This is a genomic window from Haliea salexigens DSM 19537, from assembly GCF_000423125.1.
In the GTDB taxonomy this organism is placed as follows: Bacteria; Pseudomonadota; Gammaproteobacteria; order Pseudomonadales; family Halieaceae; genus Haliea; species Haliea salexigens.
The window spans coordinates 92,395-118,021 of sequence record NZ_AUHJ01000011.1 but is presented as its reverse complement, the minus strand read 5'-3'; the positions used below and the strand labels follow the sequence as shown (position 1 = coordinate 118,021).

Genomic DNA, 25,627 nt, shown 5'->3' with positions numbered 1-25,627 from the left:
CCTTGCGGCGTGGGGCCGCAGTTTACCATGCCTCAAAGGTGGGCGAGCAATGTCCTTGCCGGTCAGCCAACCGGCCACAGACGTCCCAGGTACTGTCCGACCAGACCCGGCGCCGCAGGCTGCAACCGCCTAACACAATAAGGTGACATGTGTATATTTATTCACTGGCATGTACTTTTTTTGAAACCCTGCCTACTATACCGCCGACCCGGGTTGCCCAACCGCACCCGGGGTCGAATCAGCCGAAAATTTACTGCGGAATAGAGTTGACCATAATATGAGACAGAAAAAGGCCTATACACCAGCGCGAAAAACACTTCTGGCAGTTGCCGTGACCACGGTGACGACGCCCGTTCTCGCGCAAATGCAGCTTGAAGAGATCATTGTAACCGCACAAAAGCGCACCGAATTAGTGCAAGACATCTCCGCAACCGTCAACGTGGTGACCGGTGATGCCATTGAGCGCTTTTCCGCCCTCAGTTTCATTGACCTCGAGCAACAAACCGCCGGTGTAACACTGTCGGCGCCCAACGCGCGCAACTCCAATATCTCGATGCGCGGTATCAGTATTGATCCGGAAGCCGGTGCCGCCAGTGCCGTTGACGTGTATTGGAACTCCGGCATTGTGCGGGCAGACAATGCATTCACCCAGCTGTACGACCTCGAGCGGGTGGAAATTTTGCGTGGCCCCCAGGGCACGCTGCAGGGTGCGACGTCACCGGCCGGTGCCATCAACATCATCACCCGCCGCCCAGACTTGTTTGAAACCAATGGCTACGTACAGATGACCGTCGGCGATAACGACGGCCTGAACACGCAGGCCGCCTGGACGGGCCCGCTGATCGAAGGAAAACTCGGCGTGCGTGTTGCCGGTGTTTACGACACCAACAATTCCAGTGATGTGAACAACATCACCAGCGGACTGGACGACCCGGAAGCCGAAGCGAAATCCGGTCGAATCACGGCAAACTGGCTGCCCAGTGATGATCTCGATGTCACCCTGGTATGGCAGTATCTCGATCGCTACATCGAGGACAGCAAAGCGGTATCCGGTGTAGATGCCCTTGGCGAACGCCCGACGCTGAATGACGATGACAGGATTGCACTGGGCAAATACAACAACTTTGGTGAAATCAAGTACGACCTCGCCAACCTGCTGGTGAACTGGACCGTGGGCGATCTCGAGCTGGCTTCGGTGACCGCCTACCAGAACTCGGATAAGCCGGCCGGTACAGAAAACGACCGCGCGCACTATGTCACCAACCCGGAAGCCCTGACACACCAGAACACGCTGACCGCGGTGGAGAGCTATTCCCAGGAATTCCGCCTTAGCTCCTCGGGCAATGATTTCTGGGATTACATCGTCGGTGTTTACTACAACGAACAGAACACCACGACGCAGTTCAGCAGCAACACCACGATTACCGATGGACCGGAAATCTCCTTCCTCAGCTCCGGTGTATTGCCGGTCGATGGCAAGGAGCTGGCTGTATTTACCTTCAACACCTTCTACCTGACCGACGCCTTGCAGCTGGAAGCGGGCTTGCGCTGGACCGATTATGATCGCTTCCGCGCCAGCACCATCAACTATGACTCGCTGAATTACCTGCCACCTGCGCTGCTGCCTTTCGCGCCGCTGGTGGAAGCCGGTATCGCGGCGGCCTTTCCGATCGAAGGCGTTTCCGAACGTAACCAGAAAGGTGACGAGACGGCGGTAACCGGCTCACTCAAACTGCGCTACGCACTGAATGATGATATTTCAGTCTACGGTGCCTACAACCGCGGCTACCGCCCCAGCGGCATCTCCATCACGCCCAGCCCGAACGTGGTATTCCTGCCCAACGGCGAGGATGACCTGTTACACGATGAAGAAACCAGTGACGCGATCGAAGTGGGCTTCAAGAGCCGCCTGCTCGATGGCCGCGCGACATTGAACGGCGCGGTGTACTACCAGCAGTTCGATGGTTACATCGGGTTCACGCGAGGCATTCAGGTTCTGGACGACAGCGGCGCCCCCGCTGATATCGTCGGCGGGTTCATCTTCAACGGTGATGCCACGACCTACGGCGTGGAGTTTGACGGCCGGCTGCTGATTACCGAGCAGTGGGTTACCGGCGCCAGCTTCAGTTACGCCAAGGGTGAATGGGACGACGGCGCGACCAAACCCTGCAACCAGCGCGAGCCCGGCGAAGTGCTCGGATCCTGTGACATCAACGGCGACCCCATTGGTGGCGAGCCGGAGCTGTCCCTGTCGCTCAACTCAGAGTACACCTGGCCGTTGGAGTCCACGGAGGTCTACCTGCGCGGACTGTACAAGTTCACCGATGAGCGCCTGAACACTGAAGCGTCAGCCGGCATCGGCGCCGTACGTGAGACCTTCGATTCCTACAGCATCTTCAATCTGTACGCCGGCTGGCGCAGTGCGGATGCCAGCTGGGATGTCTCGGTATTTGCGAAGAACCTGCTGGATGACGAAACGGTCAACTACCAACAAGGCCCGGATCAGTACGACCTGGCACTCAGCGGCGGTTCCTACACGCAGATCAACCTGGTGCCCCAGCGCACATTCGGCGTGACCGCGCGGTACAACTTCTAAGCGGTCAACCCGACTCTACGCCCTGCTAGAGCTCCATGCCCCGCCCGCGAGGCGGGGCATGGTTCTACCGGGGCTTTTCCAGCACTAACACATCCTGAAAAAACGCACCCGGCACCTCTTTCCAATTGCCCGGATAATGCGCAGACACCTTCAACCCGTTGCTATCCAGCAGGCTCGCAAGTCCCGCCGGCGTAATGCCTATGGCTTCCTCGGGCACCTCCACCCAGCTCGGACAGAGCCAGTCGGACGCCCCGTAGGCAGGCTGATCGAACACCCAGCGCTCGAGTGGCGTGGCGTGAAAGCGCGCAGGCGCTCCTGTAGCGCGCGGCAGGCTCGCAGAATAATCCTCGTCCAACAGGAACACGGTCACCAGTGCCTTGCCGCCGGGTTGCAGCACGCGCGCCAGCTCCGCCATGTAAAAGCGGGCATCCCGTTCATTGAAATGCGTCCAGACTGATAGCGCCGTTACCAGCTGCTGGCTCGCCTCGGGCACCGGCCAGGGCACGCCCACTGCTGGCTGACCCGGCGCATAAAAGGGATTTGCGGTATCGAGATGTAGAAACCGGTAGTGATCCCCAGTGTAATGCTGGCGGCAGAATTCGAGCTGCTCCGCGGCTACATCCAGGCCAGTGTAGAGTCCACCACCACCCAGGAAGGGCTCACAGGCAATCGCCAGCAGGCCGGAACCGCAGCCCGCATCCAGAATACGCAGATCCTCACGCCAACCGGTGTGCTGGCCAATCAGCGTCTGGAAAATACCGATGACATGCGCCCATTCCGCATAGGCATATTTGCCCCCACGGCGGCGCTTTTCCCCGGGAATCAGGCGCAGGTTTCGGGTGCGTAGCACGCGCGCCTGATCCTCCGGCAGGTAGGCCGCGTCGAGCAGCGCGTAGGGGTTGTTGCAGCGTGCCAGCAGGGCTTGCAGCTGCTCCCGGTCGTTCACGATGACTCAAGCCCCGCCAACACCATGGACGCGGCGCGGAACATAGCGCGCGCCTTGTTGTGCGTTTCCTTCCACTCCAGCCGCGGCACCGAATCCGCGACCACACCCGCGCCCACCTGCACATACAGGGTGTCGTTCTTGATGACCGCGGTACGAATGGCTATCGCCGTATCCATCTCGCCTGCCCAGGATACATAGCCGACCGCGCCGCCGTACACACCGCGCTTCACCGGCTCCAGCTCATCGATGATTTCCATGGCGCGGATTTTTGGCGCACCACTCAGGGTGCCGGCAGGCAGCGTTGCCCGCAGCACGTCGATGGCCGACTTGCCGGGCGCCAGCTGACCACTGACATTGGACACGATGTGCATGACGTGGGAATAGCGCTCCACAGCCATTTTATCGCTCAGCGCGACAGAGCCAATACGCGCGATGCGGCCGATGTCGTTGCGGCCCAGGTCAATCAGCATCAGATGCTCGGCGATCTCCTTGGGGTCAGCCAGTAACTCCGCTTCCAGTGCCTTGTCCTCGGCTTCACTGTGTCCGCGGCGGCGGGTGCCCGCCAGTGGACGCACGGTCACTTCGTTATCCTGCAGCCGCGCCAGAATCTCGGGGGACGACCCCACAATGTGGAAATCCCCCAGATCCAGGTAATACATATAGGGCGAGGGGTTCAGGTTGCGCAGAGCGCGGTACAGATTCAGCGGCGGCGCACTGAACGGCACCTGCAGGCGCTGCGAAGGCACCACCTGCATGACATCGCCCGCCAGTACGTAGTCCTTGATGCGCTCCACCACCTGCGCAAAACCCGCCTCATCGAAATGCGAGCGGGCGGACGCTTCCAGTGCATCGCTGTTGGCACCGGCCAGCGCCACATCCGGCAACGACGGCATGGGCTCGCGCAAGCGCAGAGCCAGCCCGCGCAAACGCGCCTGCGCTGAGGACAAGGCGGAAGGCTGTTCCGGGTCCGCGTTGACGATCAGGCGAATGGTGCCCGACAGGTTGTCAAAGACCAGCACTTCCTCGGACACCATGAGCAGGATATCGGGATTGCCCAGCTCGTCGGCGGGCGCGCTATCGCGCAGGCGCGGCTCCACGTAGCGCACGGTGTCGTAGCCGAAATAGCCCACCAGGCCGCCGTGGAACACCGGCAACCCGGCATCCGGCGCGCTGCGGTAGCGCTGCTGGAATGCCTCAACATAGTCCAGCGGGTCAGCCACTTCAGCCTGCTCCACCACTGCACCATCCACCAGCACTTCCACCCGGTTGCCGAACACCCGCAACAGGGTGCGACAGGGCAAGCCGATAATTGAGTAGCGCCCCCATTTCTCCCCGCCCTGCACCGACTCGAAGAAGTAGGAATAGGCCCCTTCACCCAGCTTGCGGTAGGTACTGACCGGTGTTTCCAGGTCTGCAAGCACCTCCATGCTGACCGGAATCCGGTTGTAGCCCTGTGCCGCCAGGGCATTGAAGTCCGCTTCGTTCATCCGGGCTGTTGCACCTCAGCCAGCGCCGCCCGCATGTCCGCAATCACGGCGCGGTAGTCGGGCGCGTTGAAAATGGCCGAGCCGGCGACGAAGGTGTCTGCACCTGCAGCGGCGATGTCGGCGATATTGCCTGTTGTCACCCCGCCATCAATTTCCAGCCGAATGTCGAAGCCCGAGGCATCAATCATCGCCCGCGCCTCGCGCAATTTGTCCAGGGTACCAGGAATGAAGGATTGACCACCAAAACCCGGGTTGACGGACATCAGCAGAATCATATCCACCTTGTCCATCACATAGCGCAAGGCCTCAAGACCGGCATGGGGGTTGAAGACCAGCCCACTCTTGCAGCCCGCATCGTGAATCATTTGCAACGAGCGATCGACGTGGGTTGACGCATCGGGGTGAAAGGTAATGTAGCTCGCCCCCGCTTCAGCAAAATCGCCGATCAGCCGATCCACCGGGCTCACCATCAGGTGCACGTCGATAGGCGCGGTGACGCCGTGCTTGCGCAGGGCCTTGCACACCATCGGGCCGATGGTGAGATTGGGCACATAGTGGTTGTCCATGACGTCGAAGTGCACCACATCGGCGCCCGCGGCGAGCACTGCATCCACTTCTTCCCCGAGACGGGCGAAATTCGCCGAGAGAATCGACGGTGCAATCAGGTAATCGGCCATGTACTGGCTCCGGCTTCTGGACAGGCCGCTATTCTAGCCGCTAAGTGCAGACAGATCATCCCGTGCCGCGACCGGCCGCGCTGAGCCTCGCATCCAGTGCCTGCAAACGCTCGGGCGTACCGACATCAGCCCAGGCGCCGACAAAATGTTCGCCTGATACACGCTCAACAGCAATCGCGGCATCCAGCAGGGGCCGCAGGGGCCGTTTGCCCGGCGCCATGCCGACAAAGAAGCCGGGGCTGAAAACGCCGATACCCGCATAGGTCAGGCCCGCGGCCTCGGGCGGCCGGGCCACGACGCAGCCCGTTGTCGTGAGCTGAAAATCACCCAGCGGGTGCTGCGGTGGGTTGTCGACCAACACGAGATGCGCAGCGCCAGCGGGCAAGTGCGTGTGGGCCAGCAAGCGTTGTAGAGGGTAGTCGGTCCACACATCGCCGTTCACCACCAGAAAAGGGGCCTCCCCCAGCAGCGGGAGCGCGCGCTGTATGCCCCCCGCCGTCTCCAGTGGTTCCGGCTCGCGGGAGTAGCGGATACGCACACCCCAGCGCCGGCCGTCGCCGCACCAGTCGATAATCTGCTGCCCCAGGTGCGCGACATTGATCACCAGGTCATCCAGGCCGAGAGCGGCGAGCGCCTCAATATGGTAGGCGATCAAGGGCTGGCCACCCGCCTGCAACAAGGGTTTGGGGGTATGCTCGGTCAGGGGCCGCATGCGCTCGCCGAAGCCCGCGGCCAGAATCATCACCTTCATCCCCGACTCCAGGGCTGACGCCGTATAACGGGCAGCAGGCGGTCCTCAAACCAAGCGCCCGCTGCATCCAGCGCCGCATCCTCCCCTGCATACAGAGCGAAGGCTTCCTGCACGTAATCGACCACCAGGGGCAGATCCTGCAAATACTGCGTCTTGCCATCGCGCAGCGCCAGCCGGGCAAAGGTCCCCAGCACTTTCAGGTGCCGCTGCAGGCCCATCCAGTCAAACCAGCGCAGGAACGTAGCGTCGTCTACCGCCGGCAACAGCGCGGCGTCACACAGGGCATCGCGGTAGGCCAGTGCCCAGCCCACCACGCGCGTCCGGGGCCAGCGCACATAACAATCCTTGAGCAGGGAAACGGCATCGTAGGTGGCGGGCCCGAGCACCGCATCCTGGAAATCGATCACGGCGAGCTGCCCTTCCCCTGTGCACATCAGGTTGCGGCTGTGAAAGTCACGGTGCACCAGCACCCTGGGCTGGGCCAGGGCGCTGCCGATGAGCAGGCCGTCCAGCTGCGCCAGCACGGCATGCTCTTCCTCCGCGATCGACAACCCCAGTAACGCGGTCACGAACCACTGCGGAAAACGTGCCAGCTCCTCAGCCAGCAGCACGTTGTCATAGGCGGGCAGTGCCAGCGCATCGTCGGCCAGATTTGCCATGCGCCGCTGTACTGCCAGAGCGCGGCGATAATAGTCGTCAACAGAATCGACCGTGAGGACATCCTGCAACAGGCGATCGCCCAGGTCCTCCAGCAGCATATAGCCCTGCTCGACATCTGCCGCCAGTAGCCGCGGAACGCGCACGCCCCCCGTTTCCAGCTGTTGACGGATGGCGAGAAACTCGCGGTTCTTCTGCGTTGCCGGCGGCGAATCGACGGCCATGTAGCTATGCCCGGGTGTTTGCAGCCGGAAGTAGCGACGCTGACTGGCATCCCCTGCCAGCGGCTGCAAAACCGCCTCCCCGGCAGCTCCCGCCGGCAACACATTCAGGGCCCAGGGCAACAGCCCGCTTGGCGGTAGAGACATCGGACGCTCCCGCAATGAAAAAGACCCGGACAAGCCGGGGGCGATGCATTATCATCCCGTTTTACGCCAGAAATTGCACCTAACCCTGATGATTCCGCCCTCGCAGACTCCCCAACGCTCCCGGTTGCGCCACTTTGCTATTGTCCTTGGCCTGCTCGCCATGGGCGCGCTAGCCGATGATGCAAAGGAGCTGGATTGGGTGTCCACAGGGGAGACGCCGGAGGCAGAGCGGGACGCGCAATGCCTACGTTGCGGCGGCCACTATGTGGACCCGCTGGCGGAGTCGGACCCGGACGACCGGCCTGAGATCTCCGACATCCGGGCACGTGCGACCGAGTCCGAACTGCAGGGTGACGATGTCTACCTGCGCGGCGGCGTCAGTGTCGACCAGGGTTATCGGCAGTTGCGGGGCGAAGACGGGTATTTCGACCGCGCCGAACGCGAAGGTACGGTCAGTGGCGGCATCACCTTGCGCGAACCTGGGGTGCTACTGCGCGGCGAAGAGGCAAGCTACTCCGCCAACAGTGGTGAAGCGAGTATCCGCGACAGCGAGTTCGTACTGCACGAGCAGCACCTGAACGGCAGCGCCGCACAGTTGCGGCGCGCCGCGGACGGCACGCTGTACATCCATGATGGACGAGTCTCCTATTGCGCGCCGGATGACGAAGAGTGGGCGATGCGCGCCGACAGCATCAAACTCGACCTGGTGGAAGGGCTGGGCACGGCAACCGGTGCCAAGCTGGACGTGGCGGGTGTGCCCGTACTCTACCTGCCCTGGGTACGTTTCCCGCTGGACGACCGCCGGCGCACCGGCCTGTTGTGGCCGGACATCAGCTCCGACTCCAACGGCGGGCTGGACCTCGCCGTGCCGGTTTACCTCAACCTGGCCCCCAACTACGACGCGTTGTACACCCCGCGCTATATCCAGGAACGCGGACTGAACCACGAAATTGCGACCCGCTACCTGAGCCGCAACACCGGAATGTGGTCGGTGGGGGGCACCTGGATGGGCAGCGACGACCGCTACGCCCGCGAACGCCCGGATGCAAGCGACGACTCGCGCTGGCTGGCCAACGTGCGCCAGAACGGCCTGTTCGAGCAGCGCTGGCGCTCGCGCATCGACTACTCACGGGTGAGTGATGTCGACTACTTCAAGGACCTCAACACCTCCAACCTGGACACCAAGCGCCAGACCAGCCTGTTGCAGCTGGGGTCACTGGACTATCTCGGTGACCAGTGGCTGATCGGCCTGGAGTTACAGGAATTCCAGTCCCTCGCCGACGATCTGGACAACGATTACCAGAAGCTGCCACAGATCACGGCGCGCTACCGCAGCGAAAATACACCCTTCAATATCGCCCCCATTTTCCTTTCCCAGTACTCCTACTTCGACTCCAACGATGACGTGGTTACCGGCCAGCGGGTCTACATGGAAGGCGGCGCGGTCTATCCCATGCTGTGGCAGTACGGCTTTCTCAACACCACCGCCAAGTACCGCTACCTGGAGTACGAGCTGACCGACGACGGACAACTCGGCAACGACAGCCCCTCCGCCGGCTCGGCGCTGGCCAGCCTCGACGGCGGCCTGTTCTTTGAGCGCTCCACCAGCCTGGCCGGCAAACCGCTGCTGCAAACACTGGAACCGCGCGCCTACTACCTGATCAGCGAATACGACGATCAGTCGACACAACCGGACTTCGACAGCGCCGAACTCACCTTCACCTACAACCAGCTGTTCCGGGACACACGCTTTTCGGGGCGCGACCGGCTGGACGACGCCAACCGCCTTTCCCTCGGCCTCACCACGCGCTATATCAGCGCCGAAGACGGCCGCGAGTACCTGAGCGCCAGCGTCGGGCAGATTTTCTACCTGCGTGACCGACGCGTGCGCCTGAACCCGGAAGACACGGCGCTCGATCAGTCGAGCTCCGAAATGGCCGGAGAAGTGAACTTCACGCCGAACAAGCGCCTGAACCTGCGCAGCAGCCTGGTGTGGGACCCCGATAGCGGCAACATGAACGCTGGCAGCGCCTACGCCAGCTACCAGCGTGCAGACAACGCCCTGTTCAACGTGGGTTACTCCTACCGGCGCCCTGTCAATCTGGTCGACAGCGATACTGTTACCGAGCAGGCGCACCTGTCCGCCTACTACCCGGTCAACAACCGCTGGAGCGTGTTCGGTGCCGTCAACTTCAGTGTTGAGGGCAGTACGAGCGTGGAAGATATGGTCGGAATCGAATACGATAGCTGCTGCTGGCGCGTGCGCCTGCTGTATCTGCGCTATATCGATACAGCGTCGAGCCAGGACCCGGATTTCACTGATCCCAGCCTGGAGCGGCGCTACTCCACACAGGTCCAGGTCCTGCTGAAGGGCATGGGCGGCTTTGGCAGCCGGGTCACCGACCTGCTAGAAGACATGATTCGAGGTTTTGACGAACGTGACTATTAAATCCGCACTGTTGGCCGCGGGGCTTGCCGCGACACTGCTCCTTGTCGGCCAAACGCAAGCTCAAACCCAGATTCTTGATCAGGTGGTGGCCATCGTCGACGACGATGTGATCATGGCCAGCGAGCTGCGCGAGCGCGTTGCCGCCATCACCCAGAGCCTGGAGGCGCGAGGCGTCGAAATGCCTCCGGAAGACGTCTTGATCCGTGAAACTCTGGACAGACTGATCCTGGAGAGCATCCAGCTACAGCTTGGCAACCGGGTGGGGGCGCGTATATCGGACGCCCAGCTGAACCAGGCCATGGAGCGGGTTGCGGCGCAGAACCGTATGAGCCTCGCGGACTTCAGCGCAGCGCTGGAGCAGCAGGGCCAGTCCTACGCCGCCATGCGCGAGCAGGTGCGCCGGGAGATGATCATCCAGCGCGTTCAGGCCGGCAACGTGAACCAGCGCATCCAGATATCCGAGCAGGAAGTCCGCAACTTTCTCGCATCGCCCGAAGGCCAGAAACTGACCCAGCCGGAATACCGAATTCTCCACGCCCTGCTGCCGCTGCCTGAAGACGCACCGGACGACGAGGTAACCGCTGCGCGCAGCTACCTGAATGGCCTGCTGCAACGCATCCGCCGCGGCGAAGCCTTCGACCAGGTAATTTCCTCCAACGATGGCCGCTACCAGTTTTCCGGCGGCGACCTCGGTTGGCGCAAGCTGGAAGATCTGCCCAGCCTGTTCAGCGACGTCGCCCCCAGCCTAGAGGTGGGCGCCACATCAGACCCGATTCGCAGCCCCTCCGGTCTGCACCTGATCAATCTCGCGGATATGCGCGGCGGCGAGCAAATGGTCAACCAGACCCGCGTGCGCCACATCCTTATACAGCCCTCTGAGATCATGACGGATGAGCAGGCCGAGGCCCGCGCAGAGGAATTGAGAAATCGTATCCTGCAGGGTGAGGACTTCGCCGAGCTGGCCCGCGAGTACTCCAGGGACATCGGCTCGGCCGCCGAGGGCGGCGATCTCGGCTGGACCACCCCGGGGCAGATGGTGCCCGAATTCGAGGCAGCCATGGCCGATACCGCCGTGGGAGATATCTCCGAGCCGGTAAAAAGCCAGTTTGGCTGGCACATCCTGGAAGTGATGGAGCGCCGCGAGCAGGACATGACCGCGCAGGCCATCCGCAATCGCGCCACGGAAGCCCTGCACCAGCGCAAGTACGACGAAGAGCTGGACGCCTGGCTGCGCAAAATCCGCGACGAAGCCTTCGTCGACATCAAGTAGGACGAGCGTGGCGCCGCCCAGGATTGCCATCACCGCCGGGGAGCCGGCGGGTATCGGGCCCGACATCGTCGCGATGATCGCGCAGCAGGACTGGCCGGCTGAACTGGTGGTGATTGCCGACCCGGAACTTCTGCGCCAGCGGGCGCAGACGCTGGGTTTGCCCCTCAAGCTGCAGGAGGCGGACTTCTCGACCCCTGCCAGAGAGCAGGCGGCAGGCACTTTGACCATATTGCCTGCGGTCGGCATCGGTCCGGAAGCTGCGCATGCGAATGCACCGGGGTTGATCGCTCCGACCCTGTCAGCGCCCGCAGAACCCGGCACCCTGGATCGCACTAACGCCGCCTATGTGGTGAAAACCCTTGAACTGGCTGCGGACGGCTGCCTGGCCGGGGCCTTCGATGCCATGGTCACTGCTCCCGTACAGAAATCAATCATCAATGATGCGGGCATCCCTTTCAGCGGTCACACAGAATTTCTGGCGGCGAGAACGAATACAGCACAGGTGGTGATGCTGCTCGCAGCTGGCGAGCTGCGCGTGGCACTGGCCACCACGCACCTGCCACTGGCTGACGTGCCCGCGGCAATCACTCGCGATTCACTGGCGCGCACATTGCGTATCCTGCACACCGACCTGCAAAGTAAATTTGGTATTCGCGAACCCTGCATCGCAGTGCTGGGCCTCAACCCCCACGCGGGCGAGGGTGGCCACCTGGGGCGGGAGGAGATCGAGGTCATTACACCACTGCTGGAACAGTTGCGCGCAGACGGCATGCACCTGCTCGGGCCGTTGCCGGCCGATACCGCCTTCAGCCCCACGTTGCTGGCACAGGCGGATGCCTACCTGGCCATGTTCCACGATCAGGGATTGCCGGTGCTGAAGTACGCAGGCTTCGGCAATGCGGTGAATATCACGCTGGGGTTGCCGATTGTGAGGACCAGTGTGGACCATGGGACGGGGCTGGATTTGGCGGGGACGGGCGCGGCGAGTGACGGGAGTTTGCGGGCGGCGTTGGAGTTGGCTGTGGAGCTGGCCGGAAAACGAGACACTGGCGCATCGCCATAAGAATTTTACTGTAAGCTTCTGGCAATACGAGCATCAGATCCATGTCCGCACGGCAGCGACAGACCCGGCAGCTATTTATGCAAAATATCAGCATTACCCTTAGAACTCTGCGTCCAAAGCCACGATGAATACGCCAATACGCAATCGCGAGTTTCTACGGGCCCTTGGACTCGCGGTGGCCTCTATCGTGGCCAGCGCGGTGCTGCTACTTCCGGCCTACCTGTCACTAGTGCCTGTACTCCACCCAGAATTCAAGCCCTACATCGAACAACAAAAGGCAGATGCGATTGCGATCCCCGGCAACCTCTTCCGACCGGTGGTGTTCGGGGATGGCGGCCTTGAAGGCTCGGTCGCCGTGATCAGTGAACTGGCTGAAATAGCGCCCGAAGATCACGCAGTGCTGATGCACCGGCGTCTGTTCCAGGCTAACCAGTTTCCCTTTCTTCGTTACCACATTGAAGGCCGCAACCCGGCACTGCGTGTGATGCTGTTCTGGCAGAGAGCGGACGCACCCGGGGTAAATCACTTTGCGGAGCTGGATTATTCGGGGGACGGGCCGCAACTTCATAATCTCCTGCGCAACGAGGAATGGCGAGGGACGATTACCGAACTGGCGGTGGGGTTTTTTGGGGATTTGCGGGGGGGCACTGTAAGACTCGAGGAGCTACGGCTGGAACCCTACCGCGCGGACCGATTGTTGGAGACAGCGTGGGATGAGTGGACAGCGTTTGCGCCCTGGAATCAAGCAACCGTACACGCCTACCGCGGCATACGAAAGTCTTCTCTAGCGTATCCCACACCCAGTATCGCCGCCATTACCGGGTTTGCGATGATCATTTTCATGCTTGCACACATAATCATCTGCAGGCGCAGATCCGATGCCGGAAGCAACTTACGGCGACAGCGCGCTTTGGGTCTTGCAAGCGTCGGCCTGATTGGCTGGATTACACTGGACGGCTTCTGGCAAAGCCATGTCATACGACAGGCAATCGAGACGGTGTACCTCTTCGCCGGGAAATCCCATAGCGAAAAAATGCTCGTCGACTGGGACGCCGAGTATTATGCATTTGCGGAAACCATAAGAACGAAGCACTTGCCAATAGGGCAACAAGTTCTTCCCATGTTGGCCGCAGAAAGCGTCCCCAAGGCATTCGGGTTCAGAATGGAGTATCACCTGCTCCCAGAACATGATGCCCGAATACATGGATTCAGCTATCCTCCCCATGGCAGTGACCTACTGCGACAAGCAGACGCAAGATCGATTAAACGAGCGGCAATGTCACAATATTTCATTTTGCTGACTTCCAAAGTCGACAACGCTTCCGGGATGGATTTCCGCAGTTTGACTGGTCAGGAATTGCCGGAGGGTTTCACACCGGTTTTCGCAAACGAAGCTGCAGTACTCTACGCCAACAGCAAAAACACTTTACGTGACAGGACACGTCGGCCATGACCCTCTTTGCCTCTCCTGCGGAAATCGTCATTCTGGCGCTTTCCACACTGGCTGTCTGGCTGCCTGGGTACCTGTTTGCCGCAATTTTATTGGCGCGTCATTCACTGCCGAAGACCTTAATTGCCGCACATGGCTTGTTACTCGGATATTTCATCATGACCCTTGTACTCAGAGCCATGGACGCTCTGGGGATTGCGCTGAGTTTTGCTTTGGCCTGTGTTGTACTAGGACTTATTTCATTGTGTCTCTGGTCGGTTTTTCGTCGAGTCGCTCACAGCAGCTGGGCAGCACCCTCTTTTATCCCTGGAAGCTCAAGCAACCTGGGTAAAACTGCAATTGTTTTCCTATTGGGGGTGATCTTCCTTCGACTGACAGGAGTCGGCATTGAAGTGCTTCTGCGCCCCGTATTCGCTTGGGATGCCTGGGATGCCTGGGTGCCCAGAACGCTGCAGTTTTTTTCCAGAGGCACTCTTGAAGCGCCGATTATAACCATCAAGCCCTCCCACGGCCTGTTCGCCAACCTCGTCCATCTATGGCAAATGTTGGCTCTGGGCACACACCAATCAACATTGGCCGGCTTGCCGTGGTTGCTGGCATTGATTGCATTGCTTCTGGGTCTATACGGCGCAGTGCTGCAACTAACACGCTCCGTATTAGCCGCGACACTTGGCGCTTGGCTGTTGATTAGCATCCCGTTCCTGTCCATTCATAGCATGCTGGTAGGGTATGCAGATATATGGGTAACGCTGGCCTTTTTCCTCGGCATTTCTTGCTGTCACCTGCTATTGCAACGCAAGACCCCCGAAGTGGCATTGCTCGCATGCGGCTACGCAGTACTTTGCATGTTCACAAAACAGGCTGGCCTGGGAGTGGGGGGGATTCTGCTAGCCGGAGTGCTGTGGAGTCTGTCAGCAGCCAGACCCATGCTACAAACAATGGTCCTCGCTTCAGGGGCCGTCATTGGTATCTTTTTGGTGTCGTTTATCTTGAATGACGAGATACACGAAACTCAGATTCCAATCATCGGCACCCTGACGATCGGCGACCACCGACTGGCGCTCAGCGGGTGGTTTCGGATAAGCACTGACCAGTACACACCGATCGGTGGGCCACTACGTGAGAGTATTCTCTGGTTCTCAAACTGGCATCTATTGAGTTTCGCGGTATGTACCGCTATCTTGGCGTCTATCCTAAGTCGAAACCTCCGTTGCACTTTGTCAAGCCCGGTTCCGCTAGCCCTGATTCTTGGGATAGCATACACGTGGATATACCACGGTTTTCAGGCACCGCATGGTGCATTCGGCCACCAGGGGCTATCCAGGTCATTGCTTTATTTCGCGCCTGCGGCTTTGTTCTGGTTGTCCTATTTCAGCAAGATATTGGTTATTCATGAGCGCCCGTCGAATAGCCCGTGACAAATGTATGTTCGCAGAAAACGCACACCCACTCATACGCCGGCCTACGACACACCCAATGATCATCCAAAATGGACTGCACATGGTGTGCGGATAAAAGGGTAGCGGAAAGGTTCGTGGTTCTTCGCAACCACCACCACATCAAAAAGCTCGCCAGACTTTCAGGTAAAGCCAAAGGGCTTTGTAGCAGCAACCTTCATCACCTCAGAAATGACGATGCCGATATGGTCGTCTACCACTTTCCCCGAAGCTGGTTGGCGCTAAACAGCAGTCATTGTCTGTCCCTTGATGAAAATCCAAAACGATAAACCGTCCGTGCATACAAGGGTTCTGAGCCATCACGCACTCAGCAGCCGCTCCAGGTGCGCCACGATGCGTTCCCCGGTCTTGCCATCCCACAGTGGCGGAATGCTGCCCTGCTTCCACTGGCCGTCAAACAAGCTGTCCATGGCTGGTCTTATGGCGGCAGGGTCGGTGCCAATCAGCTCGTTGGTGCCAAGGGTGATGGTTTCAGGGCGTTCAGTGTTGTCGCGGAGGGTCAGGCAGGGAATACCCATGACCGTAGTTTCCTCGGTGATACCGCCAGAATCGGTGATGACCGCCAGGGCATTCTTCACCAGATAGTTGAATTCCAGGTAGGGCTGCGGTTCTACCAGCTGAAAATTTGCTGGCACCTCGCCCAGCTCGCGCAGGGTTTTGGCCGTGCGCGGGTGCACCGGGAACACCACAGGCAGCCCCCGTGCAGACTCGGCAATGGCCGTCAGCAGGCGGGCGAAACCGTCGCCCTTGTCCACGTTCGCGGGGCGGTGCAGCGTGGTCACAACATAGCCACCAGCCTGCAGCCCAAGGGAGTCGAAGAATTCAGGCTTCTGCAAACGCGGCAGGTTGGCCAGCAGCGTATCAATCATGGTGTTGCCTACAAAGCAGATGCGCTTCTCCATAACGCCCGCCGCACGCAGGTTGTTGTTGGCCACTTCACTGGTGGTGAAGAACCAGTTGCTGATGCTATCGGTGACCATACGGTTGATCTCCTCCGGCATGCTCCAGTCACCGGAGCGGATGCCGGCTTCAACATGGGCCACGGGAATGCAGAGTTTCTGGGCGGCGATGGCGCAGGCCATGGTGGAGGTTACATCGCCCACCACTAGACACAGACTGCCGGGGGCTTCCAGCAACAGCTTTTCATAGCGGGACATAATGGCACCGGTTTGCTCCGCCTGGGTGCCCGAGCCCACCTCCAAGTTCACATCCGGCTCGGGGATGCCCAGCTGGGTGAAGAAATCCCCGGACATGCGCGCATCATAATGCTGACCCGTGTGCACCAGGCGGAAACGCAGCGACCCGCCCTGCTCCTGCCGAGCCTGTAGGGCGTGGATGATGGGGGCGATTTTCATGAAGTTTGGGCGTGCGCCCGCGATGATGTCGATCAGCATGCGGAATTCTCGAATCCTTGTACTGGTGAGCTGTGTTACAGGTGAGCCGTGTTACCAGTGGCCGTGGCAATCACCTCTGCAGCCATGCGCTGAATGATGTTGCTGCGGGCAAAGCGTGCCACAAATTCCTCTCGCGGCGCGGTTTCCATCGTGAGGCTGGCAAAGCTCTGCACCGCAGCGTCCACGTTGCAGGGTGGGAATACGGCGGTGTTGGGGATGTGGTCGCGGATAAACCCGGCGGAAAAGCCACCCACCCCGGCCCACACCGGCTTGCCCAGGGCTGCGTATTCGAAAATCTTGGAGGGCAGCACCTTCTTGAAAGCATCGAAGTTGTTGAGATGCAAAAAGAGAATATCCGCCTGGCGATACCGCTCGATCAGCTGATCCCGCGGTACGGGATCGCCAAGAGTGACGTTGCTGCATCCCTCCTCAGCCAGGCGATCCTTGAGCTGCTGCAGGCGGCCACCGCTGCCGATCAGCCGAAAGGTCAACTGCCCTTCAAAACGCCGGGCCAGTGGAGGAATGATGTGGTGCAGTCCCTGACCCTGGCCCATGTTGCCGGCGTACAGCACCTCGGGCACTGCCTTGCTGATGGGCTGCACCGAGTCGGGTGCGGCCTCCAAGAACTCCTGGTCGATGCCGTTGGTGTAGCCGGACAGCTCAATTCCGGGGAAATGCTGCTGGAAATATGGCACAAAACCGCCGGAGACCACATTGACCCGGCTGGCTCGGCGCACAGCACGTTTTTCCAGCTGTGACAGTACCGGCATGGCGAAGGTGGTAATACGACCCGGCAGCACATCCTTAATGGTGTCGACAAACAGGTCGCGGATGTCCAGGTAGAGTGGGATCCCCTTGCGTCGGGAGACCCAGTCGCCCAGCACCGCCATCATCAGCCGCGAGGAGCTGGCATAGACCAGGTCATACGGCTGCCCCCGGGTCAGACGCAGCACACCGCGGGCGTAGCTGGCGAAGCTGCGGGACTGATCGAGCATGCCGCTCTGGTGGGCGGGCAGCGCGATGCGGCGGATGCGGATGTTGCCGCGGCGCTCATCCGCCGGCGCACTCACCGCGAACTGGGCATAGCGATTGGGGAGCGTGGTAATCACCTCCACCTCGCTGCCCTCCGGCAGTTGCCGGCTGAGCTCTTTCACCAAGGCGCTGTTCTTGAAGGAGCCGGCAGACAGATCCGGCTCGAAGTAAAAACACAGGCAGAGAATTCTCACTGCGGACTCCATGAAATGCGGGTTTGCAGACGGGCTGATGCCAGCGCCACGCTAATACGCCGATTGGGCTCTGCCACACCAAAGCGCGGGTGCCAGGTGGATTCGTCTATCGAGACACTGGCCGCCCCGTCAAACTGCATGCGCACACGCTCGCCGTTGGGCAGGCGCAGCTCCAGGCCATCAGCGCCGGGCTGGCTGGCGACCACCGCCGGGTGCAGATGAAAATGGGCAGCAGCGTTGACACAACCGCCCTTCGCGCTGGCAGGCAGGGGTTCGTCGTCAATCAACAGCGCCTCCACTTTCAGACGAATGGCGCGACCGACCACCACCCGGTTCGGCAGGCACGTATAGCCGTCGTGGCTGGCGCTTGCCATCTGTACCGGCCCCTGCAGCTGCGCCTCTATAGCAGTGACCCGGGCGCGCCGAGCCACGCGAAAGCCGCTCCAGACTTCCGAGGAATCCTCACCGTTCACCACCACCGTATTGTGTGCGGCGGTGCCACGCTGGCGCAGCCGCTCGGGGCCGAGGCCATACTCGGAGGTGCCGGAATTTACCAATACTCGCTGCCCGAACAGGCTCAATTCGACACTGAGGGTGTCAGCGTGGCCGTGGCCGGGCAGGTAATCCGGTCCCACGGGGGCTGTGTCGAACAGCAACACGGCGCTTGCGTTGCAAAGGCGAATATAACCGGATTCGGCCAGCCAGGCCGGCGGGGCGCCAAGACCATCCGGCGATGCCGATGTCGCACCAAGACCCAGGCGGTCGACGTAGGCCAACAAGGACGAAGTGGGCGGTGCAATAGCAAAGGCCGCGTCATTAAAAAAGGCGATCTCTCCATCCGGGTGGCACATGGCCTGCAGCCAACTGACCATCTTCTGGATCAGCGCCGGCCAGGCCTGCAGAAAATCGCCGAGCTGACTGTGCAGGGCCCTGTTTTCGAGGGGGGAAGCTGAAGACGACGCTTGATCAAGGCAGCGCAGCAGGTTGAGAAGATCGAGCATGTCCTCCAGCGCCAGGGCGTGGTACATCGTGCTGCGCTCGAAGTGACCGCCGTCCGCGAGGATCTGTTCCGGCACCTCGCGGGCCAGAATGCGAAAACCCGTGCGCAGCCAGCGCTCGGCCTCCACACCCTGAAAAAAGCAGCCGGCAAATACCAGTGCCTTGGCGTTAGCGAATAGGTGATTGCCGAGCAGGTGGATCTCCAGGCGGCGTGCCAGCCAGCGCGCCTGTACCGCCAGGCTGGCAACACACTTGGCCGGCAATTGATTGCCCGCCAGCGCCCACTTGACCCAATTGACGATACGCAGAGAGCTCGGGTAAGGCTCCCAGCCGTCGCCCTGGCCCGTTGGGTTCTCTGCCACCCAACGGGCCAGCAAGGCCTGGTGCCACTCGCTTCGATCCCCGGCACCTTCGGCATTCAAGTCATCAAAATAGTGCTGGTTGTAGCGCCACAGCTTGCTGCGGGCATCACCGCTCCAGCCGACGTCCGCCAGGCACCCCTCCTCGCCCAGGAAAACAAAGAGCTCAGGCCCGCGCAGGCTGGGCTCGCGACAGGCCGGCAGCTGCCAGCCAGCACCTGGCTCGCGCAGCGGCGGCGCGGGTCTCAGGTCGGGCTGCGGGCGGTAGAAGCGAAACCACAGCCTGCCGTAAAACTGCACGGGTTTGAGGTGGCGCAAGGTGTGCCAGTAGCGGAACGCGATGTTTAAGGACATTACAAGGAGGAGAGGCGCACTTGCTCTTTCGACCACTTTGTCAGCAAGTGTTCAACAAACCAAGTCGGCTGTGCTTTATCGAATTGCTTTTCAAAAATATCCAGATAGCCATCGGGAGTGATCTCTGCGAAGTGCAGTTTCTCCTTGCCCGAGTTATCGAAAAAGTAAGCCCTTTTGCATTTGCGAGCCATTTGCTCCAAAAATTTCAGGCTTCGCTCATAGCGAGTCACTATGCTGTCCTCCGGCACATCGTGCCCACCCTGCGCAACGCGCTGCTTTACACGCCCCATGTGAAGATCCGGATCCGAAGTGCAGATGTAATACAAATAGGGCTCGAAGTCTGCCTGAATTGCTTGATCCACAAAATCCAGGTGGCTTGCATGGCTCATCACAGATTCATAAGTCAAAGACAGGTTGTAGCCCAACCAGTCCTTGCGTAAGCCTATGGCTATAGTCTGAGCAAGAAAAACTGAAAAGTAGTCACGAAGAGTTGGGGTTATTGACGGCCACTCTGCATTGTCGTCAACCTTTTTTAGGGAGCGACTTAGTGTTGCCGAGAGATCGATATGGCGGGCGATGTCATCAGGGTTGATGTATTGGCCAACTGGGACGCCCTCATCTACCAGAGTGCGAAGCAGTGTGGTTTTTCCTGCGCCATTCGGTCCCGCTATCAACCTCAGCCGTGGCACAGGTACTCTCGAAGATCGAAAGGCTTCTTCCCAGCTTCTTTGATTATCTGCGCTTCGTGGTTGGGCTCTTCCTTGATAAGGTTGCCGTCCTTCACGTAGTAGACAGCGACGCCGGAAGCAAACGCGCGCTCTATGGCTTTGCGAGACGATACTTTGGCGAAATGCAGAAGCTTTCTGTTGTCATCAAACGCGCCCTTGCGGCTCGATTTCCGCACCTTCACCACTGATTTTTTTCCTTTGCAGTCAGCCATTTGCACACTTCTCCCATACACTCTGACAAGAATCAGCCCAGCCGGCTAATATAGCTCAACGCGATAGCACAGACCAACATCAAAAACGACCGCCCGCGGCTGCGATCAGAAGCCTACCCCCGCACCCCCTCCGCCACCTCCAGCACCACCCGCGACACCTCAAAAATCTCCTCTCGGGAAATCGGCGCCGGGCCACCCTCGCGCACCGCATCCACAAAGGCGCGGGCACAGGCGCCCTGCCCCTTGTCCTGCCGCCACAGATTCAGCGAACGAAACCCAGGCCAACCCCAGCCGTGCAGCTTGCGGAAGTTGTCCAGCTGTAGCACCCCGCCGGCGCAGAACACCTCCAGGCGCTCCTTGGGGAAGGCCTTGTGGCCATTGGCCAGGTAGTGGATGGTGCCCACCGAGCCATCGGCAAAGGTCAGGGTGATAGTGACCTTGTCATCACGCACGGCCAAGGCCGGGTGGCGGCCAAGGGCCACGCTGTGGTGGGCGGTGATGGGCGCGCCCACCAGGTGCCGCAGCAGGTCGATGAAGTGGCAGGCCTCGCCAATGATGCGGCCGCCGCCAATCTCCGGGTCCTGCGCCCAATGGTCCGCCGGGATGTCCCCTGCGTTGACGGTCATCACCAGGCTCTTGGGCTCTGCCACGGTGTCCAGCAGGCCTTTTATAGCCACCACCTGCGGGGCAAAGCGGCGGTTGAAGCCCAGCATCAGCAACTGCTCCGGGCGCTGGGCAGCCTCGGCCTCTATGTCCTGCAGCTCCGAAAGGGTGAGGCACAAGGGCTTTTCGCAGAAGACATGCTTGCCAGCCTGCAGGGCCTGCAGCACCTGCCGGGCATGAGCGTTGTGCCGGGTGGCGATAACCACGGTATTCACCCCGGAATCCGCCAGCATGGCAGCGCCGTCGGTAGAGGCCTGGCGGAAGCCGTGCTTCTTGCCGTAGTACACCGAACTCACGCCGCCGCTGCTGACCACGTTGTACAAAGTGCTGCCGGCGGCCTTGAAGGCCGGAATCAGCACCCGACCCGCGTAGTTGCCGGCGCCGAGAAAGCCCACGTTCACATCGCCCTGGGCGGGCTTGACAACTGAATCAGAAACAATGGTGTCAGCAACACACAGCGGCACCACCCGGCCACCCGCCGCTCGTGGCGCGGCACCCTGGTCGCCAAGCTCTGCAACACTACCGGGGTACTCCAGCAGAATCCCCAGCGAAGGCTCGCCCGACGACAACAACTCATAAGCTGCCACCGCCTGCTCCAAGGCAAAGCGATGGCTGATCAAGGGGGCCACATCCAGAGCACCCGAGGCCAGCAGGTCCAGCACAGCCTCGAAATTGCGCTGCTCTGTCCAGCGTACAAAGCCCACCGGGTAATCCTGGCCGCACTCCTCGTAGGCCGAGTCGTAGCGGCCAGGGCCGTAGGAGCAACTCACCTGGAAGGTCAGCTCTTTTTCGTAGAAATCCGCCCGGGACAGCTCCAGCCCTGTCATTCCCACCAACACGATGCGACCGCGCTGCCGGCACATGGTGGCGGCCTGGCTTACGGGTTCGCTGCTCTTGGTGGAGGCGGTAATGATCACCGCGTCCACCCCGCGACCGCGGGAGAAGGCCGTGGCTGCAGCCAGCACATCCTCGCCCGCAGCGGGATTGACCACCACTGCACCGAACTGCCGGGCCAAGGCCAGGCGCGCCGGATCCAGGTCAATGCCCAGCACCCGGCAGCCCTGGGCGCGCAGCAGCTGCACCGTGAGCAGGCCGATCAGGCCCAGGCCGGTCACCACCACACACTCCCCCAGGGTGGGATTGACCAAGCGCACACCCTGCAAACCAATGGCGGCCAGCACGGTAAAAGCCGCCTGTTCGTCGCTAACGGCATCGGGAATACGTGCACACAGGTTGCGCGGCACGGCCACCACCTCAGCATGGTGGCCGTTGCTCGCCACCCGGTCACCGGGGACAAAGCCCGATTCACCACCGCTATCCAACACCTGGCCTACGTTGCAGTAACCCAGGGGCAGGGGCTGATCCAGCTTGTTTTGCACCGCCTCCAGCGTGGTGGCCAGGCCGTCGGTGCGTACCTTGTCCAGCACCATGCGCACCTTGTCCGGCTGCTGGCGCACCTTTTTGAGCAGGTTGGCCTTGCCGAAATCTACCAGCATGCGCTCGGTGCCAGCGGAGACCAGGGTGCGGGCGGTTTGAATCAGCACCTCACCACGGCGCGGGCCAGGAGTGGGCACATCGGCGAGCTGGGTGGTGCCATCTTTGAGGCTTTGGAGGATTTGTTTCATCAGTATTGTGGAACCCGGAGGTCAGGCTGGCCTTTGGCAGAGGGATCTGAAGTTGAAGAGGTAGAAGCTCTACTGGTTATTAGCATCTCCCGATACTTGATATAGCGCATCCAGTACACATGAGCACGGAGCTTAGACCAGGTATAGCCAACCCAACCCGCTCTAAACAGCCCTTTGTAACAATAATAGAAAAGGAATACCGCAAAAAAGCGCATGGGGAACTTGTCGAAGTGTTTTTTAATCCACATTCTCCGCTCAAGATGCGAGCCAAACAACTTGGCCGGTGCAGCCAGTGCCAGATTCATACGAGCGACTGCCTCTGCAGTTGAATAGTGGTTCTGCTTATCAACCCAGTGATGCAAATCCGGGCTATCGTGATGCTCCAGGTCACCCTCAACATGACAAACATCCCCATCAACTAGCGGGTGCTCATTGACCGATACATCGGTGAAGCGACAACGCCCTGCTTTCCAGACCCTTACGATTTCCTGCCGAATAGGCAGTGGTTTACCCATGAACCAGAGTCGTCGACTGAAAGAAATCCCGGTAGCGGCATTGCGAGCAGTTGCGGCTCCGACACTCTGCTTTAATTTATCGGTAAGCCGCTCGTCCGGATCCAGCTTCATAACCCAGGGTGCCTGAACAGGAAGGTTTTCAAGCGCAAAGTTCCACTGGTCGCCAAACCCTCGAAACTTGCGCTGAACCACATGCACACCATTGGCCAGTGCGATGTCGACCGTGTCGTCAACACTATAGCTGTCGACCAGAAAAACTTCCTGGGCCCAACCTTTCAAGTTGTCCAGTACGGCTTGCATGTTGTGGGCTTCGTTCAAAGAAATCATGATCACCGCGACTGGGACAGCACCTTCGGTGGGCAGTACCTTAACGCTGTCATTAGCCAAGGGCTGTTTGAACGGAGTTTTCAATTCCCACACCTCCGGCTATGAATAGCAACGATGTTCTTGGTATCCGGCGTTACTGGATTGCGCCCGCCCCGTCCGTAACCTTTCCCATCCCAAACCGCATAGCCTAACTTCACAAGAAAAGCACATGCTTCTTCTCTAGACCTAGCGGAGACTTCGCAGTAAATCTTTGGGCGACACTGCTCCAGAACTTTCAGTGCACCCCGCAACACCAGCATCTCGGCGCCTTCCACATCGATCTTTAGCACATTGGGCGCTGAAAAATGGGGCAACAGACTGTCCATGGTCATGCAGGGTAAAGTCCGCAATTCACTTACCCCCCCAGTTTGACTAGAGCCAAATCCGGCGATGGCGTTGGCTGCTCGCGCTCTGCGGGCTATCGCGAAATTTAGAATTCCTGTCTTGTCAGAAACAGCAACAGGAAGAATCGTCATTTTAGCGTGATCTAAAGTGTGGTTGCGTGCCGACTTGTGCAGAAGGGCGACAGCCTCAAAGTCAGCTTCAATCGATAGCACACTGCCTAGAACACCTGTGTGGAATGCAGCGGCCTTTGAGAACAAGCCAACGTTTGCACCAACGTCCCAGACATGTTCATCGCGCGACACCAGAGCTGCTGCGATTTCAATCAGCTCCGGATCCCAACTTTCGGCTGGCTTAAACAGATACTTGAGGCCGCCTACCCGTGCGCTGACCCGAATCAATCCACTTCCAGAACTTGAGGGAAGGCGCCGTGTTAACGTGAGCCGACCCAACGCATGTTCTGCCAAACGCCGGAGGGCTCCTGTACGTTTTACATTCTCCGATTGGTCGATGCTCATTCTGTCCTCACACACTCTGGCGGCTCACCACCCTCAAGCAACCACCGATACCCGGCCTCCATGGACTGAGCAACAGCCTCCCACGAAAAATCCCGCTCCATCCACCTTCGCCCCTTGGCACCCATCCCATGTAGCGCATCTCTGGGCAATGCCATGGCCACCTCAAGCGTGGCCTGCAGGCTTTCAACTGAGTTGGGTGTCCACCAGCCACAACCCTCCTTTTCCAACCCCGCCCAGGGCGCACCGTGAGTGACGATGGCTGGACATTCATGAGACAGCGCCTCAGCCACCACCATACCGAAATTTTCTGAATGGGTAGGAAGTACAAAAAGATCAGCCTCACGGTAAGCCATGTCTTTCTCTGCACCGTATAGGGGCCCGACAAAGTCAACCCGTGACAAGCCATGTGCCAATGCCCGGATCTTGAGGGAGCTGATATAATCAGCATCCCCCGGCCCTACAATGCTGAGACGCCATTCACCAAATATGGCTTCCATGCCTGACCAGGCGTCCAGCAAATTTTCTATGCCCTTTACAGGATGAATACGAGACAAGAACAACAAAACACGATCGATTGGTTTGGACTGACGCTCACGCAAAACAGGTAAATCTATCCCATTCGGGGCGATCAGAACGGGTGCGCTGAAACCAAGCCTGCGAATGTCCGCATATTCTTCCTCGCTGGTAGCATGGAGCAAGTCCGCGCGCTCAAGCACACGCTTTTGAAGTGGCCAAAGCGCCTTTTTCCGGTATCGGCTATGCGATAAAGCCCACTCTGAGAGTGTGCCGCGAGGTGACGTCACCAGTTTTGCGTGCTTGCCAGGCACCGCCCAGCCTGCCGTTACATTCACCATCGACCACAGGCTATGGTTGTGCATGATATCTACTTGCTTAGCTTGTTGTAGCAGCCAGTTTGCCTGGGAAGGTGACACGGCAAAGCGCTGCAGCACCGGCCAGGAGTCATGCACCGATAGCGTGACATTTGGCACTTCTCGACCAGCGGCAAGGCACGATAAGGTCACATCGTTTCCCCTCCGGGCAATCGCCTGACAGAGGCGAGGCACCGCGTAGGAGGGGCCAGATGCCTCGGCTGAAATGTGAGGTACTACGTGAATTAATTTCATTATAAAGAGCAGATTCCGAAAATCATTCTTG

The 25,627-nt window shown here is 59.9% G+C and carries 20 protein-coding genes; 6 read left to right on the top strand and 14 right to left on the bottom strand.

Annotation, left to right across the window (positions count from 1 at the left end; genetic code table 11):
• The first annotated feature begins 277 nt into the window (after window positions 1-277).
• Window positions 278-2,596: a TonB-dependent receptor gene (locus tag G533_RS0113505; RefSeq protein ID WP_027950411.1), complete on the top strand. Its 2,319-nt coding sequence runs from the start codon at window positions 278-280 to the stop codon at window positions 2,594-2,596.
• A 64-nt stretch (window positions 2,597-2,660) separates the two neighbouring features.
• On the opposite strand, the gene G533_RS0113500 is transcribed toward G533_RS0113505, so the two are convergent.
• The 5 genes from G533_RS0113500 to G533_RS0113480 are packed head-to-tail and all read right to left on the bottom strand — an operon-like array spanning window position 2,661 to window position 7,482.
• The gene (locus G533_RS0113500; RefSeq protein ID WP_027950410.1) at window positions 2,661-3,542 is read right to left on the bottom strand and encodes a class I SAM-dependent methyltransferase; all 882 of its coding nucleotides are present in this window, start codon (window positions 3,540-3,542) and stop codon (window positions 2,661-2,663) included.
• Complete coding sequence (gene trpE / locus G533_RS0113495) at window positions 3,539-5,029, bottom strand: anthranilate synthase component I (RefSeq protein ID WP_027950409.1); 1,491 nt, start codon at window positions 5,027-5,029, stop codon at window positions 3,539-3,541. The genes G533_RS0113500 and trpE overlap by 4 nt, the downstream gene beginning before the upstream one ends.
• Window positions 5,026-5,706, bottom strand: a complete 681-nt coding sequence (gene rpe, locus G533_RS0113490) for a ribulose-phosphate 3-epimerase (protein ID WP_027950408.1) — start codon at window positions 5,704-5,706, stop codon at window positions 5,026-5,028. Before rpe ends, trpE begins: the two co-directional genes overlap by 4 nt.
• 55 nt (window positions 5,707-5,761) lie before the next feature.
• Window positions 5,762-6,457, bottom strand: coding sequence for an N-acetylmuramate alpha-1-phosphate uridylyltransferase MurU (gene murU / locus G533_RS0113485; RefSeq protein WP_027950407.1), 696 nt, complete (start codon window positions 6,455-6,457; stop codon window positions 5,762-5,764).
• On the bottom strand, window positions 6,454-7,482 hold the full coding sequence (locus G533_RS0113480) for an aminoglycoside phosphotransferase family protein (RefSeq protein ID WP_084639000.1): 1,029 nt from the start codon (window positions 7,480-7,482) through the stop codon (window positions 6,454-6,456). Before G533_RS0113480 ends, murU begins: the two co-directional genes overlap by 4 nt.
• A gap of 88 nt (window positions 7,483-7,570) precedes the next feature.
• Here G533_RS0113480 and G533_RS0113475 point away from each other — a divergent pair, with 88 nt between their 5' ends.
• The 5 genes from G533_RS0113475 (at window position 7,571) to G533_RS0113455 (ending at window position 15,132) form a co-directional block, all read left to right on the top strand.
• On the top strand, window positions 7,571-9,931 hold the full coding sequence (locus G533_RS0113475; protein ID WP_084639004.1) for an LPS-assembly protein LptD: 2,361 nt from the start codon (window positions 7,571-7,573) through the stop codon (window positions 9,929-9,931).
• Complete coding sequence (locus G533_RS0113470) at window positions 9,921-11,201, top strand: peptidylprolyl isomerase (RefSeq protein WP_027950404.1); 1,281 nt, start codon at window positions 9,921-9,923, stop codon at window positions 11,199-11,201. The genes G533_RS0113475 and G533_RS0113470 overlap by 11 nt, the downstream gene beginning before the upstream one ends.
• Window positions 11,202-11,208: 7 nt before the next feature.
• The gene (gene pdxA, locus G533_RS0113465) at window positions 11,209-12,264 is read left to right on the top strand and encodes a 4-hydroxythreonine-4-phosphate dehydrogenase PdxA (RefSeq protein WP_035528142.1); all 1,056 of its coding nucleotides are present in this window, start codon (window positions 11,209-11,211) and stop codon (window positions 12,262-12,264) included.
• A gap of 187 nt (window positions 12,265-12,451) precedes the next feature.
• A complete protein-coding gene (locus tag G533_RS0113460; RefSeq protein WP_144079882.1) occupies window positions 12,452-13,717 on the top strand; it encodes a hypothetical protein in 1,266 nt (421 codons plus the stop codon).
• Window positions 13,714-15,132: a hypothetical protein gene (locus G533_RS0113455; protein WP_027950401.1), complete on the top strand. Its 1,419-nt coding sequence runs from the start codon at window positions 13,714-13,716 to the stop codon at window positions 15,130-15,132. The genes G533_RS0113460 and G533_RS0113455 overlap by 4 nt, the downstream gene beginning before the upstream one ends.
• A 338-nt stretch (window positions 15,133-15,470) precedes the next feature.
• On the opposite strand, the gene wecB is transcribed toward G533_RS0113455, so the two are convergent.
• The 9 genes from wecB to G533_RS24025 all read right to left on the bottom strand — a co-directional run bounded on the left by wecB (window position 15,471) and on the right by G533_RS24025 (window position 25,596).
• Window positions 15,471-16,565: a non-hydrolyzing UDP-N-acetylglucosamine 2-epimerase gene (wecB, locus tag G533_RS0113450; protein WP_027950400.1), complete on the bottom strand. Its 1,095-nt coding sequence runs from the start codon at window positions 16,563-16,565 to the stop codon at window positions 15,471-15,473.
• Window positions 16,566-16,600: 35 nt separating this feature from the next.
• Window positions 16,601-17,791, bottom strand: coding sequence for a glycosyltransferase family 4 protein (locus G533_RS0113445; protein ID WP_027950399.1), 1,191 nt, complete (start codon window positions 17,789-17,791; stop codon window positions 16,601-16,603).
• Window positions 17,788-19,503: a heparinase II/III family protein gene (locus G533_RS0113440; protein ID WP_027950398.1), complete on the bottom strand. Its 1,716-nt coding sequence runs from the start codon at window positions 19,501-19,503 to the stop codon at window positions 17,788-17,790. The genes G533_RS0113445 and G533_RS0113440 overlap by 4 nt, the downstream gene beginning before the upstream one ends.
• On the bottom strand, window positions 19,503-20,192 hold the full coding sequence (locus G533_RS24550; protein WP_158413424.1) for an ATPase: 690 nt from the start codon (window positions 20,190-20,192) through the stop codon (window positions 19,503-19,505). The genes G533_RS0113440 and G533_RS24550 overlap by 1 nt, the downstream gene beginning before the upstream one ends.
• Window positions 20,180-20,443: a hypothetical protein gene (locus tag G533_RS24840; protein ID WP_158413423.1), complete on the bottom strand. Its 264-nt coding sequence runs from the start codon at window positions 20,441-20,443 to the stop codon at window positions 20,180-20,182. Before G533_RS24840 ends, G533_RS24550 begins: the two co-directional genes overlap by 13 nt.
• A 113-nt stretch (window positions 20,444-20,556) precedes the next feature.
• Window positions 20,557-22,731 carry a bi-domain-containing oxidoreductase gene (locus G533_RS0113425; protein WP_027950395.1) on the bottom strand — a complete coding sequence of 725 codons (2,175 nt, stop codon included), beginning with the start codon at window positions 22,729-22,731 and terminating at the stop codon, window positions 20,557-20,559.
• Complete coding sequence (locus G533_RS0113420) at window positions 22,731-23,657, bottom strand: glycosyltransferase family 2 protein (protein WP_205622619.1); 927 nt, start codon at window positions 23,655-23,657, stop codon at window positions 22,731-22,733. The genes G533_RS0113425 and G533_RS0113420 overlap by 1 nt, the downstream gene beginning before the upstream one ends.
• The gene (locus G533_RS22040; RefSeq protein WP_084638999.1) at window positions 23,654-24,472 is read right to left on the bottom strand and encodes an FkbM family methyltransferase; all 819 of its coding nucleotides are present in this window, start codon (window positions 24,470-24,472) and stop codon (window positions 23,654-23,656) included. The genes G533_RS0113420 and G533_RS22040 overlap by 4 nt, the downstream gene beginning before the upstream one ends.
• Window positions 24,469-25,596 (bottom strand): glycosyltransferase, encoded by a 1,128-nt coding sequence (locus tag G533_RS24025; protein WP_027950393.1) that lies wholly within the window; start codon window positions 25,594-25,596, stop codon window positions 24,469-24,471. Before G533_RS24025 ends, G533_RS22040 begins: the two co-directional genes overlap by 4 nt.
• Window positions 25,597-25,627: the final 31 nt, after the last annotated feature.